This window comes from Mesorhizobium sp. ORM8.1 (assembly GCF_053005525.2).
The window spans coordinates 1053438-1065575 of sequence record NZ_CM132600.1; the positions used below are offsets into that span (position 1 = coordinate 1053438).

The following is a 12138-nucleotide window of genomic DNA, read 5'->3' on the forward strand; positions in this document are numbered from 1 at the left end:
AGGCTCCGTTGTGATTGAATCGGAGCAGCGTAAATACGCGATGTAAGGGGTCTTGCCGCAAGCCCCGGGTGCGCCATATTTATGTTCTGGGAGGGGTCAATATTTCCACTCCCCCAAATCCATCAATTGCGACAGAGCTGCCGGCGCGTCGGAATCCGTCGCTCCCGGTAAACCTTGCGCTTTGCGGCCGTGCGACAAGCATGGCCATGACAAGAACCGTCTCCACCCTGATCGGCTTCGTGGCCATCCTGACATGGTCGTTCCTGGCGCTGCTGTCGACCGCGGCCGGGCCTATCCCGCCGTTCCAGCTCGCCGCCATGACCTTCTTCCTCGGCGGCATGGTGGGCGTGGTGAGCTGGATTTTCCGGCCACACGCGATCCGGTCGCTGCGCCAGCCCTGGCAGGTCTGGGCGCTGGGCGTCGCCGGGCTCTGCATCTACCATTGCGCCTATTTCTTCGCGATCCAATCGGCGCCGCCGGTCGAGGTCAGCCTGATCGCTTATCTGTGGCCGCTGCTGATCGTGGTGTTTGCCGCGTTCCTACCCGGCGAGACGCTGAAAGCGCATCACATCATCGGCGTGCTGCTCGGCCTGGCCGGGGCGGTCGCCATCATCACCAAGGGCGGCAGCGTCGGGCTCGCCGGCGGCATCATGCCCGGCCACGTCATCGCGCTGTTCTGCGCTTTCGTCTGGTCCGGCTATTCGGTGCTGTCGCGCCGTTTCGGCAAGACGCCGGTCGACGTCGTCGCCGGCTATTGCCTGATCACCTCGGCGGTGGCGTTGCTCTTGCATCTGGGACTGGAGCGGACGGTCTGGCCGGCCACGACGACGCAATGGGCGGCGATTGCCACGCTGGGCACGGTCCCGCTCGGCGCCGGCTTCTACGCCTGGGACTGGGGCTGCAAGCACGGCGACATCATGATCCTCGGCGCGCTGTCCTACGCCGCGCCGCTGCTGTCGGTGATCGCCCTTCTGGCGTTCGGCTTCGGCGCCTATCACTGGTCGGTGGGGCTCGCCTGCGCGCTAATCGTGCTCGGCGCGCTGACGGCGGCCAAGGACATGCTGGGCAGGAAGCGGAAAGAGAGCACGCCGGCAAGCGAACCTGTCGGGTGAAGAATCAGCCCTGGCGGCCTTCCTGGGCGACCTGCGTCAGCGACCTGTTCAGGCGCGGCACGACGACGAGGCGCTTGATCTTGCCCTTCTTGTAGGCGGCGAGGAAGCGCTGGTAGTCCCTGAAGACGACGCAGCCATTGGACTCGGCACGGCCGCCGCGCAGCATGTAGGTGTGCGCCAGCAAGCCGTTGCGGCCATATTTGTTGCTGCCGCTGGCCGGCGTCAGCCGGATCGCCTCGACGCCGTGGAAGCGCGATTCCCTGAGTGACAGGTTGTAGGTGTCGGGCGGTGTCGGGCCGACATTCTTGCGGTTGACGAAGCGCGGCTGGTCGACCATCGAACCCAGGCCCGAATGCGCCTCCAGCTTCGAGCCGTCCGGCATGTAGACGGTGCGCGCTGAGATATCATAGACGGCGACGCCATTGCCCATGGACGGGCCGGTGAAGAGGCTGCGGAAAGCACTGCCGAGGCCGCCGCGCTCGGGCGTGTCGGGCTTTGCATAGGCCAGCATCTCAGACGCCTGCGCCTTGCTTCTCTTTGACGGCTTCGAGCTCGCCACGAGCGGCTTCGAGTTCGGCACGCCCGGCAGGGCCTGGTCGCCGGTTCTCGGCGAGACCGTAGTCTGCCCGCCTTCCGCGGTGTCGTCAGCTGCGGGTTGCGGCTTGGCCTTGGAGGCCAGCGGTTTCTGCGGCTTGGCGGCAGTCTGGTCAGGCGCCTCGCTCGCTCGCTCAAGCGTGGTCCGCGGGCGAAGGCCGGGCACGGCAATCGTGTCGGGCAGATCATCCTGCGGCGGCAGCGAGGCGACCTGGTATTCGCCGTCCCGGCCATTGTCCTGGTTGCCGGCGACATCGGGCGCGTCGCTGTTGGCCAGCGCAACAGTGGTCGGAACGTCCGCCGTATCCTCCGGCAGGGCATTGGCAAGCGCCAGCGCCAGCTCCGAGGCTTGCCGGACCTGCGCCGGATCGGAGCCGAAGCGTGCCTCGTTCGGAGCGCCTGGCAGCGCCCCGCCGAAGCGGCTTGCCGTTGGCAGGCTGGCCAGCATGAAGGGCGCATTCTCGGCGCGAGTGAAGGCCTCGGCCAGCTTCTGCTGGGAGAGCCCGGCGCGTTTGACGACGACATCGAAGCGGTCGGCCACGCCGGCGGCCGAGGCCACAAGGACGACCTTCTCCTGCACGATTTTTTCGTGCGCGATCGTATCTGGCGCCGGCAGCTTGAGGCGTGCCATCTTGCCGTCGTGCTTCGGGTTGTCAGCTTTGAATTTGTCGGGCGCCCGGCCGTCATGCAGGAAGCTGGTGGCGAGGCTGAGGCACCCTGTATCGCAGCCGCCGGTCAGCGAGCCGGTCGTGTAACCGCCATTGGCGGCAAGGCGCGGCGCCCAGGCATTGGCGAGCTTGCGGCGCTGGTCGCCAAGCGCGATGTCGCGCGGCGAAAGCAGGCTCGGCAATCCATTGGAGGCGGCGTTGAGCGACGTGCCCACCGAATAAAGGCCGGCGAGCGTCGCGACGGACCATAGCGCAAGGGCGGCGCCGACAGCGGGCACCACAATCCAGCGATGGCTGGACTTCCTGGAAATCATCTCCCCATGAGGAGTGTCGCCCCGATTTTTCAAACGCAAAAACGCCATACGACCACTCTCAATCGGCATGCCGGTTTGCGACCTTGCATCCGTGACGATTACAGTTCGCCTGGTGCCCCCTGCACCTTTCGCGTCTGTTGCCGATTGATTCAAAAGATGGACAAAGTTGGTTAACCAATCCCTCCACCAGTCGCCGATTTGGCGATGGTCGATACGAAAAAAGAGCCTTCCATGGTCTTCGCCACGGTAGAAATGCTCTCCCTCACCCGCTTTGCTGCCTGTTTTTCCGGCCCCTGTCAAGAAACCGTGAAGGCTGGAACCGCAGCATCTTCAGCCGGCTAGAGGCCGATTTGGGTCAAATTGCGACCGTTCGGCAAGGCGTGGAACCCCGCAGGCCGGAATGTTGTGGACCGATCCCGGGGCGCTTCATTTTGCTCCTTCGAACAATCCCACCCAAAGAAAGTCACTTCGACCGGGGGCCGTAGCCTCCAACGGGATTCCTCCCTTGACCTTCCAGCCACTGGAAACCTTAGGTTGAGGGAAAGCCGCCGAGCGACCTTCCTATCGCGGCCGGGAGAAGGAAATGGATCGACGCGGTTTTCTGGCGGCCGCCATCGCGTCCCAGGTAGCGGTGCTGGCGCTCGCCGCCTCGCTGGTGCTTGCCTCGACGACGGCGATGGCCTCGGGCGATGCGATCGTGGCTGCCCGGCAGTCCTCGATGAAGGACATGGCGGCGGCGGCGAGGACGATCGCCGAGATGTTTGACGGCAGGCGCGACTATCGGCCCGAGATCTTCAAGGCGGCGGCCGCGACGCTGCGCGATCGCACCGGCGCCGTCCTGATCGCTGAATTCCCCGCCGGCTCGCTCGGCGCGCCGTCAGGCGCCAGGGAGGAGATCGACAAGGCGCGGCCGGAATTCGAGGCGCTCGCCCGCCACATCGGCCTGCTCGCCGGCACGCTCTCCGCCAAGGCTGACAAGGCGCCGGCCGAGATCAGCGCCGACATGCGCATGGGAGCCGGCCTGCCGATGGACGGCGGCAGCCTGCTCGGCAAGCGCGCCAACGCGGCGGAGACCGATCCGGCAAAGCTGCCTGCGGAACATCTCTTGCATCTTATCCTACAGGACTGTTCGAGCTGCCATTCGCGGTTCCGCAAAAAGCTCGAATGAGCCGGCCCGCATCACAAAAGTGACTCGCTCACCCCGCTATATGCTAGGCTTATGCAGCCAAGCGGGGTTCATTATGGATGCAAGCGAACTGCGGGCCATAGGCGATACGCTGATGCGTCTCGTTACACCCGACATGACGGCGAAGGAACTGGTCAAGGCGGTGCGCAAAGTGCATCCCGAGGCCAAGAAGAAGGACATCGCCCGCGCCGCCTTCCACGCCATTATCGCCAATGCCGATCAGGACCTCGGCAAATCGCGCAGCCTGCAGGCCTTCGCGCTTGCAGAGCGCACGCAGCAGTCGGAATAACTCTTCGCGCAATGGTTCGAATTGTCCTGTCGGCTTTGCCGAAAAATTAACAAGTGGTTCCTACCTTAATAAGCGATCTCTAATGTTATGCTTTATTGCGGGAAACCCATGACCAAGAACCTTGGCAACGCCGCGTATGGCGTCGCCGCAAAGACGGCAAAGCCCTCGCTTTTCGGCAAGGCGGCGCCGGCATTGTTTCCGCTGGTGGTGGTGGCGCTCGGCTATCTCATCGGCAAGCAGTTCTTCGGCTTCTAGCCGCCCCCAAATTAGAGCGATCGCACGAGCCGTTCGCGCATTTCCGGGCGGGAGAGGACGCTCGCCTATGCGCGCTTAGGCATCGGCTATGCCGGGCGCCATCGGCGTCGCATCAGCTCGCAATCAAAACGCCGGTATCGATTGAGCGCCGCGCGCCGGGAGTGGCCGCAGAGGTCGACGCGCAACCATCTGAAACCATCTTAAGGACGCTTGCGTCTCGCGATGGAAGACAAGCGCCATATCGAGGTCGATTCCCGCTGATCCGGACGCAATTGCGTACTGGACTCTCCATATATCGTTTTTCTTCATTAGTTCTTTTGAATATATTTAATGCCGATCGGCGCCTTCGTACTAAAGGCCAATAAAATACGCTTTGCGGCAACCTACCTCGCTGTAGATCGTATTTCAGATCAAGAGATACAATTCTTCATGCAAGAGCAGGGGCTGTACATGGTGTCGGGAGAGCCAGACAGTGTCCGTGTAAAGGCCATCAACGGCCAATGGATCGTGCGCATCGTCGAAGGCGGCAGGCTGACGCAACAGGTGTTCGACATCCACGCGCAAGCCGAAAGCTTTGCCGAGGAGGAGCGGCTGCGGCTGGGGCTGCCCGGCGAACCGCCAACGGAAGAGCCGGTGGACATGCGTCGTGGTCGGCGGGCGCGATGAGGGAACGCCTCTCGGGAGTTTATGGCGAGATAGGTCGCGCTCCACGGCGCCTCCCTCTGTCCTGCCGGACAGAGGGAGGCGCAAAGGATCGCTGCTTTGGCGATTAACTCCCCTTAAGCCGGCACGCGCTTCAACGCCTGCGCCATGCAATGAATGCCGCCGCCGGTCTTGGAGATCTCACTCATGTCGACGGCCGCGACCTCGAAGCCGCGCGCCTTGAGCTGGCCGATCAGGCTCTTGCTCGAAGTCGGCGCGATCACCCTGTCCTTGCCGAGCGACATGAAATTGCAGCCGAGCGCCATCGTGTCCTGGAAGGGCACGTCGATGATCTCGTGGCCCTTGCCCTTCAGCCAGTCGACGATGCCGGGCTCGGTGCAGGCGAGGCAGACAGCGGTGAGCTTTTCGGCGATCGGCACCACCATCAGATCGATATGGACGTAGTACTCGTCGATGAAGGCGAGCCGCGTCTCCCAGCCTTCCTTCTCGAACCAATCCTGCACCTGGCGCGCGCCCTCTTCCTGGGTGCGGGCGCCGCCGCAGCCGATCAGCACCACGCCGTCCTCGATGACGTTGAAGTCGCCGCCCTCGAAAGTGCCGGCCGTGACCATGTCGTAGATCGGGATGCCGAGCTTTTCATAGGTGCGGATCGCGGCATAGTTCTCGCCGCGCCGCCACCAGTTGGCCATGGCGGTGATGAAAGCGCCGTAAGGCGTCATGACACTGGAATCGCGCGAATAGACCTGCATCGGCAGCTCCGGCGTCGGCTCGTGCCAGTGGATGTTGACGCCGAAATGCTCATAGGCCGCGACCAGGTCCTTGTGCTGCGCCTGCGCGATCTGGACGTTGCAAGGCGCCTCGCGCAGATGCTTTCTGGACAACGAGCTGGTCGACAAATGGCGCAAGAAATTCGGCGAGCCGAGCAGCACGTCGGTCAACACATCGGTTTCGTTGGCAAACCCCCAGGCGGTCAGCGGCTTGGTGCCGCCGGCGGGGTTGCGGCGCTGCAGAGAGAACGGCTCGGCGACGATGCGGTCATGGACAGTCATGGGGTTCTCCTCGATTTGATCATGCTGCTTGATTGGGTTGGCTGCTCGGTATCCACCAGTCGCGCCCGCGCGGCGTGGTGATGTATTCCGGCCAGCGGAAGTTGATCGGCGCCTCGTAATCGCAAAGCGGCGCGATCCAGTTCGAGCCGCCTATGCCGCCGCCGGTTCGCTTGACGAATTCGTCCATCGCGGCATCGCGCGCGGCTTTGTCCTGCAGCAGGCGCAACGCGGTGAGCGCGACTGTCTTGGCGGCGCAGGTGACCATCGGGTCGATGGTTGCAGAAATGCCGCCCAGCGCGTTCATCACCCATGAGGGATAGGCATGGCCGTTGGTCGAGCGCAGCGCCGGGCGGGCGACGTAGAAGCGCGAGGTCGGCGCATGCCAACTCATGTCGGTGTAGTCGTCGGAGGTGGAATTGACCTGCGACGGCGGCAGGTCGCGCCGGAGGATCGCCTCGGCTTGCCTCGGGTCGATCAGCCGCTCCAGCTCGTCGATGAACGGGTTCTCCGTCGCCGCGCCACCGGCATTGACCTGGACCTCGCGGGCGATCGCCCTCGCCTCATCGCTCCAGCGCGGCGCGCCGACTGTCGACAGCGCCTGATAAGTGATGTCGGCCATGGCGTGGTTGGCGAGCCCCGGCCGCGACTTCGACACCCAGTGGCGCTCGACGCGGCAGCCGCTCATCGTGGCCGCGGCCTCGGCGTTGCGGTCGAGCACGGCGGTGGCCTGCTCGGCCATGGCAATGGTCGGCACGCGGATCATGTACTGGATTTCGGCCAGGCCGGCCGGCAGATTGTCGGCGGTCGCCTGGCCGGCGGTCAGGATCGCTTCGCTGATCGACCAGCCGCCCTGATGCGTCAGCATGGAATCGCGCAGCGCCTTGGAGGCCATGTACATCATCATCAACGCGTCATTGGCGCCGGGTGCCCGGACCGCCGAATGCGCCTGCGGGATCGGTGCTGAATCGCCTGCGCGAACCCAGTTTTCCGGCTCGTCGCAGATGAAGCGGTAGATCATCGCGTAGGCGGCGCCGCAATGCGTGTCCCAGCGCGCCGTGTTGCAGAGCGGCAGCATGTAGAAGGGGTGGAAGGAGATCATGCCGGCCAGGCCGTCATAGTAACCCTTGGCCGCGTGGATCGGCTTCGAGCCCCTCACCTTCTCGGCCGGCTCGCCGGTGAAGCGCAGCGTGCCCTTGATGCCGTGCTCAAGCATCGCTGCCTTGGTGGCGAGCAGGCCACCGAGGCTGCCGATGCCGAGGCCCGAATGCGGATCGGTGTGGCCGCCCGCTTCCGCACCGAGACCCGGCCGCGCGCGCTTCACGGTCGCTGCGTCCTGGCAATTGCCGGGCACGGCGTCGTATTCGCCATACATGCCGATCACCGGACCGTCGCCGTTCGTCCAATGCGCGCAGAAGGCGGTCGGCATGCCGCCCGAGCCTTCCTCGACCGAAAAGCCCTCGCGCTTCAGCCGGTCGACATACCAGGCGGCCGACTGGTACTCGCGCCAGGCGGTTTCGCCGAAATCGAAGATGGTGCGCGTCCAGGCCGACAGCAGCGGCTGGATGCTGTCGATGCAGGCAAGTGCTGCTTGTTGCGCCGAGGTCGTCAGCGGTTTCTCCATGGCCCCAAGAAAGCAGTGAAGCGGCTCATCAAAAAGTGATATGTTTTCCCGGCTCGTGCAAATTCGGTTCACCTGAGGTCCCGTGCGAATACCGTCCACGCAGGCGCTGCGCGCCCTCGACAGTTTTGCCCGTCACGGCAGCGTATGGCGCGCCGCCGACGAGTTGCATCTCACCCGAAGCGCTGTCTCGCATCAGTTGAGGCTGCTCGAACGCGACCTCGGCTTCGATCTTTTGCAACGCATCGGCAAGGGCGTGGCGCTGACGCCACGCGGCCAGCGCTATGCGGCGGACGTCAGGAAGGCGCTGACCGTGCTTGGCGATGCGGGAACGCAAAACAACGGCGCCGGCGTCGGCGGCTCGTTCGCCGTGTCCTGCCCGCCGGGCTTCGCCTCGATGTTCCTGTGCACCCATATCGGCGAATTCCAGCAGATGTACCCGGACGTAGCGCTGTCCGTGCTGACGCCGCGGCGGCTCGACGACGTCTCAAATCCGGACGCCGACGCCTTCATCGCCTTCGGCGTCGGCAACTGGCCGAACCGCGCGGTGGAGCTGTTGTGCGAGGTGTCCTTCACGCCGCTTTGCAGCCCGACGCTGCTCAACAAGGTCGGTGGTTTTTCCAAACCCGCCGACGTGCTGCGCGCCAACCTCTTACATCTCGGCGACACCGAGGACTGGGCGCGCTGGCTGGCGCTGGCCAAGGTGGAAAATCCCGATACCGAAGGCGGTATCTTCTTCTCCGACATGAACCTGGTCTTTTCGGCGGCGGTCGCCGGACAAGGAATTGCCATGGGCGACGAACTGACCGGGCGCCGGGCGCTGAACGAGGGCCGCCTGGTCAAGCCGTTCGAGGCATCGGTCCCTTCGCCGCGGTCGTATTACCTGGTGTTCGAGCATGCCAAGGCGGGGCACCCGGTGCTGAATGCGTTCGGCGGATGGCTGCGGGCGAAGCTGTCGGAGAACAGGCTCTAATCTCCCCCTCGAGGGGGAGATGTCGCCGAAGGCGACAGAGGGGGTCGGTCCGATGGGGCTCGGCTTGTTACTGCAGAAAGAGGTTGGCGCTCCACGCGCGGCGACCCCCTCTGGCCTGCCGGCGATCTCCCCTCAAGGGGGGAGATCGGCAGCTCCGGCGTCGCCCCTTAATCTCCCACCCGTGAATCAAATTTGCCGATCAGGCGAAAACTATTCGGTTGCGGTGAGCCGCTTGCCTGCCCTACGCTTAGCCAGGCGTGAGGAAAGAGGCAGGATGCAGCAACCCGGCCGGGCCGCAGAAATCAAAGCGAACGGGATCGGTAAGAGCTTCGGCTCGTTCCGGGCGCTGGACAACCTCACGCTCGATATCGGCCGTGGCGAATTCCTGACGCTGCTTGGGCCTTCGGGCTCCGGCAAGACAACCTTCCTGATGATCCTCGCCGGCTTCGTGCAGCCGAGCGAAGGCAGACTGTTCAGCGACGGTGTCGACATCACCGACCGGCCGGCCGAGCAGCGTGCCGCCGGCATGGTGTTCCAGGGCTATGCGCTCTTCCCGCATATGAGCGTGGAAGCCAACATCGCCTTCCCGCTCAAGGTGCGCAAGAAATCCGCAACCGAGATCAAGCGCCGCGTCGGCGAGATGGTCGAGCGCGTCGGGCTGAAGGGCCATGAGAAGAAACTGCCCTCGCAGCTTTCGGGCGGCCAGCAGCAGCGCGTGGCGCTCGCCCGCGCACTGGTCTTCGAGCCGGGCGTGCTGTTGCTCGACGAGCCGTTCTCGGCGCTGGACAAGAGCCTGCGCAGCCAGATGCAGGCCGAGATGAAGCGGTTGCACCAGGAAACCGGCACCACCTTCGTCTTCGTCACCCATGACCAGAGCGAGGCGCTTGCGCTGTCGTCGCGCGTCGCCATCTTCAACCACGGCAAATTGCTGCAGGTCGGCGCGCCGGACGAGGTCTACGACCGGCCGGCCAACCGTTTCGTCGCCGAGTTCCTGGGCGAGATCAACATGCTGCCGCTAAAGGGCGTGAAGCCCGCCGACAACGGCGCGACGGGCCTGTGCGAGGACCGTGCGGTCAACATGCGCTGCAAGGCCGAAGCGATAAAGGGCGACGCTCTGCTCGCCATCCGCCCCGAACATATGTCGATCGCGCGCGAAGCTGGCGCCGGCGAGAACGGCATTGCCGCGACCGCGATCGGCTCGACCTATCTGGGCGCTGCGACCAAGCTCGACCTCACCACGCGTCAAGGCGCCAAGGTCACCGTCTCGGTGCCGAACGAGGTTGCGGCGGACGCACTCAGCAAAGGCAATTCGGTCTGGCTGACCTGGCCGGCCGAAAGAGGTTTCCTCCTTCCGGACGGAGGGCAATAGACATCGTCGCGGCGGCTTGAAGATCGCTGGACCGACTTGCGGATCCAATCAATCAAAACAAGGGGAACTGACATGACAAACGAAACCAAAAAACAGTCTATCCAATCTCTCTCCGAGCGGGCAAAGCGGGGCGAGATTTCGCGCCGCCAGTTCGCGCAGCTTGCCGGCCTCGTGATTGCCGGCACGCCGATGCTTATGCGCTCGACCGGCGCTTTCGCCGAGACCAAGGGGCTGGTGCTGGTCAACTGGGGCGGCGACGCCATCACGGCTTACGACGCCGCCTACGGCCAGGCCTTCACCAAGGACACCGGCATCCCGGTCAAGATGGACGGCTCGGGTCCGACCGAAGGCGCCATCGCCGCGCAGTTCAAGAGCGGCGCGCCGACCTGGGATCTTGTCGACGTCGATCCGTTCTCTGCCATCACGCTCGGCGCACAGGGCATGCTGGAGCCGATCGACTACAAGATCGTCGACAAGACCAAGATGCGGCCGGGCTTCGGCTGGGAGTTCGCCGCGTCGACCTATTTCTTCTCCTATGTGATTGCCTATGACTCGCAGAAATTCGGCTCCAACGCGCCGACCGGCATGGCCGACTTCTTCGACGTCAAGAAATTCCCCGGCAAGCGCTCGCTCTACAAATGGGGCGTGTCGAGCTGGGAAGCGGCGCTTCTTGCCGACGGCGTCGCGCCGGCCTCGCTCTATCCGCTCGACCTCAAGCGCGCCCATGACAAGATCGCCGCCTTCAAGGAAAACGTCGTCTCCTATTGGGGCGGCGGCGCCGAGAGCCAGAGCGTGCTGCTCAACGGCGAAGCCTCGATGGCGATCGTCTGGTCGACCCGCGCCTCGCTGATCGAGCAGGATTCCGGCGGCCAGATCAAGTTCATCTGGGACCAAGGCCTGATCTCGCCCGGCGCGCTGGCCGTGCTGAAGAACAACCCCGGCGGCAAGGATGCGGCGATGAAGTTCATCGCCAGCGCGCAGGATCCGCAAAAGCAGCTGATCATGTTCGACAAGCTCGGCCAGGGCCCGGCCAATCCGGCCACCGATGCGCTGATCCCCGCCGACAAGAAGCGCATCAACCCCGTCGACCCCGCCAATATGACGAAGCAGATCCCGCTCGACATGGATTGGTACGCCAAGAATTACGGTGCGGCGCTCGACGAATACACCAAGATCATCTCCGCCTGAGCCAGCGGAGACCTTCTGACCGATGAGAGGCACCCTCTCCGACAGGATGGGCGCGGCGCTGCTGATGGCGCCGCTGCTCCTGTTTCTTGCCCTTGCCTATGCCTGGCCCTTCCTCGGCGTGGTGAAGTGGAGCTTCACCTTGCCGACGCCGGGGCTCGGCCAATACCACGCCCTGCTCACCGATGACCTCGTGCAGTCGGTGTTCATCCGCACGCTGCGCATCGCGGCGATCGTCACCGTGGTGTCGGTCGTCGCCGCCTACGCCATCACCATCGTGTGGGTGCGCGGCAGCCCGGCGCAGCGCGTGATTGCCGAGTTCTGCATCCTGGTGCCGTTCTGGATTTCGGTGCTGACGCGTGCCTTTGGCTGGGTGGCGCTTCTGTCCAATCGCGGCCTGATCAACACGTGGCTGCAATCGATCGGCTTCATTTCCGAACCGCTGACCCTGGTGCGCAACGAATTCGGCGTCATCGTCGGCATGTCGCATTTCCTGATCCCCTTCGCGGTGTTCCCGCTGGCGTCCGCCATGCGCAGCCTGGACGAGCGCGTGCTGCTTGCCGCGCGCGGGCTTGGCTCCAGCCGCATGCGCACCTTCTGGACCGTGTTCGTGCCGATGACGCGTTCGGGCATCATCGGTTCGGCGATGATCGTCTTCGTCTTCTCGCTCGGCTTCTTCGTCACGCCGGCGATCCTCGGCGGCGGCCGCAGCGTGATGATCGCGGAGCTGATTTACCTGCGCATCTTCCAGAGCCCCGACTGGGGGCTGGGCGCGGCGATCAGCGTCGTGCTGGTGGTGTTCATCGGTGCGCTGATGGCGCTCGTATTCCGCTATGTCAAACCGAAGGAACTGGTGTAGCCGA

At 64.4% G+C, this 12138-nt stretch carries 13 protein-coding genes; 10 read left to right on the plus strand and 3 right to left on the minus strand.

All coding sequences use genetic code 11. From position 1 onward, the window contains the following. Nucleotides 1-200 precede the first annotated feature (200 nt). A complete protein-coding gene (yddG, locus tag ACVDG8_RS05490) occupies nucleotides 201-1112 on the plus strand; it encodes an aromatic amino acid exporter YddG (RefSeq protein WP_447253800.1) in 912 nt (303 codons plus the stop codon). Between the two features lie 4 nt (nucleotides 1113-1116). Here the strand turns inward: yddG and ACVDG8_RS05495 are convergent, their stop codons facing one another. After that, complete coding sequence (locus ACVDG8_RS05495; RefSeq protein ID WP_447253801.1) at nucleotides 1117-2688, minus strand: tlde1 domain-containing protein; 1572 nt, start codon at nucleotides 2686-2688, stop codon at nucleotides 1117-1119. A 204-nt stretch (nucleotides 2689-2892) separates the two neighbouring features. On the opposite strand from ACVDG8_RS05495, the gene ACVDG8_RS05500 reads away from it, so the two are divergent. The 5 genes from ACVDG8_RS05500 to ACVDG8_RS05520 all read left to right on the plus strand — a co-directional run bounded on the left by ACVDG8_RS05500 (nucleotide 2893) and on the right by ACVDG8_RS05520 (nucleotide 5084). Then, nucleotides 2893-3030: a hypothetical protein gene (locus tag ACVDG8_RS05500; RefSeq protein WP_447253802.1), complete on the plus strand. Its 138-nt coding sequence runs from the start codon at nucleotides 2893-2895 to the stop codon at nucleotides 3028-3030. 241 nt (nucleotides 3031-3271) lie between these two features. After that, entirely contained in the window at nucleotides 3272-3856 is a 585-nt protein-coding gene (locus tag ACVDG8_RS05505) for a cytochrome c (protein WP_447253803.1), read from the plus strand. Nucleotides 3857-3929: 73 nt separating this feature from the next. Further along, nucleotides 3930-4163, plus strand: a complete 234-nt coding sequence (locus tag ACVDG8_RS05510; RefSeq protein ID WP_447253804.1) for a hypothetical protein — start codon at nucleotides 3930-3932, stop codon at nucleotides 4161-4163. Between the two features lie 108 nt (nucleotides 4164-4271). After that, complete coding sequence (locus tag ACVDG8_RS05515; RefSeq protein ID WP_447253805.1) at nucleotides 4272-4418, plus strand: hypothetical protein; 147 nt, start codon at nucleotides 4272-4274, stop codon at nucleotides 4416-4418. A gap of 330 nt (nucleotides 4419-4748) precedes the next feature. Then, nucleotides 4749-5084: a hypothetical protein gene (locus ACVDG8_RS05520; protein ID WP_447253806.1), complete on the plus strand. Its 336-nt coding sequence runs from the start codon at nucleotides 4749-4751 to the stop codon at nucleotides 5082-5084. Nucleotides 5085-5197: 113 nt separating this feature from the next. Here ACVDG8_RS05520 and ACVDG8_RS05525 read toward each other — a convergent pair whose 3' ends face one another. Together ACVDG8_RS05525 and ACVDG8_RS05530 are read right to left on the minus strand one after the other, a co-directional pair. Further along, on the minus strand, nucleotides 5198-6130 hold the full coding sequence (locus tag ACVDG8_RS05525) for a dimethylarginine dimethylaminohydrolase family protein (RefSeq protein ID WP_447253807.1): 933 nt from the start codon (nucleotides 6128-6130) through the stop codon (nucleotides 5198-5200). A gap of 19 nt (nucleotides 6131-6149) precedes the next feature. Beyond that, complete coding sequence (locus ACVDG8_RS05530) at nucleotides 6150-7751, minus strand: amidohydrolase (protein ID WP_447253808.1); 1602 nt, start codon at nucleotides 7749-7751, stop codon at nucleotides 6150-6152. Nucleotides 7752-7833: 82 nt separating this feature from the next. Between ACVDG8_RS05530 and ACVDG8_RS05535 the strand changes: the two genes are divergently transcribed. The 4 genes from ACVDG8_RS05535 (at nucleotide 7834) to ACVDG8_RS05550 (ending at nucleotide 12134) form a co-directional block, all read left to right on the plus strand. After that, nucleotides 7834-8721, plus strand: a complete 888-nt coding sequence (locus tag ACVDG8_RS05535) for a LysR substrate-binding domain-containing protein (protein ID WP_447253809.1) — start codon at nucleotides 7834-7836, stop codon at nucleotides 8719-8721. A gap of 274 nt (nucleotides 8722-8995) precedes the next feature. Beyond that, nucleotides 8996-10090, plus strand: coding sequence for an ABC transporter ATP-binding protein (locus ACVDG8_RS05540; protein ID WP_447253810.1), 1095 nt, complete (start codon nucleotides 8996-8998; stop codon nucleotides 10088-10090). 72 nt (nucleotides 10091-10162) lie between these two features. Then, nucleotides 10163-11278, plus strand: a complete 1116-nt coding sequence (locus tag ACVDG8_RS05545; RefSeq protein WP_447253811.1) for an ABC transporter substrate-binding protein — start codon at nucleotides 10163-10165, stop codon at nucleotides 11276-11278. A 22-nt stretch (nucleotides 11279-11300) separates the two neighbouring features. Further along, nucleotides 11301-12134, plus strand: coding sequence for an ABC transporter permease (locus tag ACVDG8_RS05550; RefSeq protein WP_447253812.1), 834 nt, complete (start codon nucleotides 11301-11303; stop codon nucleotides 12132-12134). Nucleotides 12135-12138 lie beyond the last annotated feature (4 nt).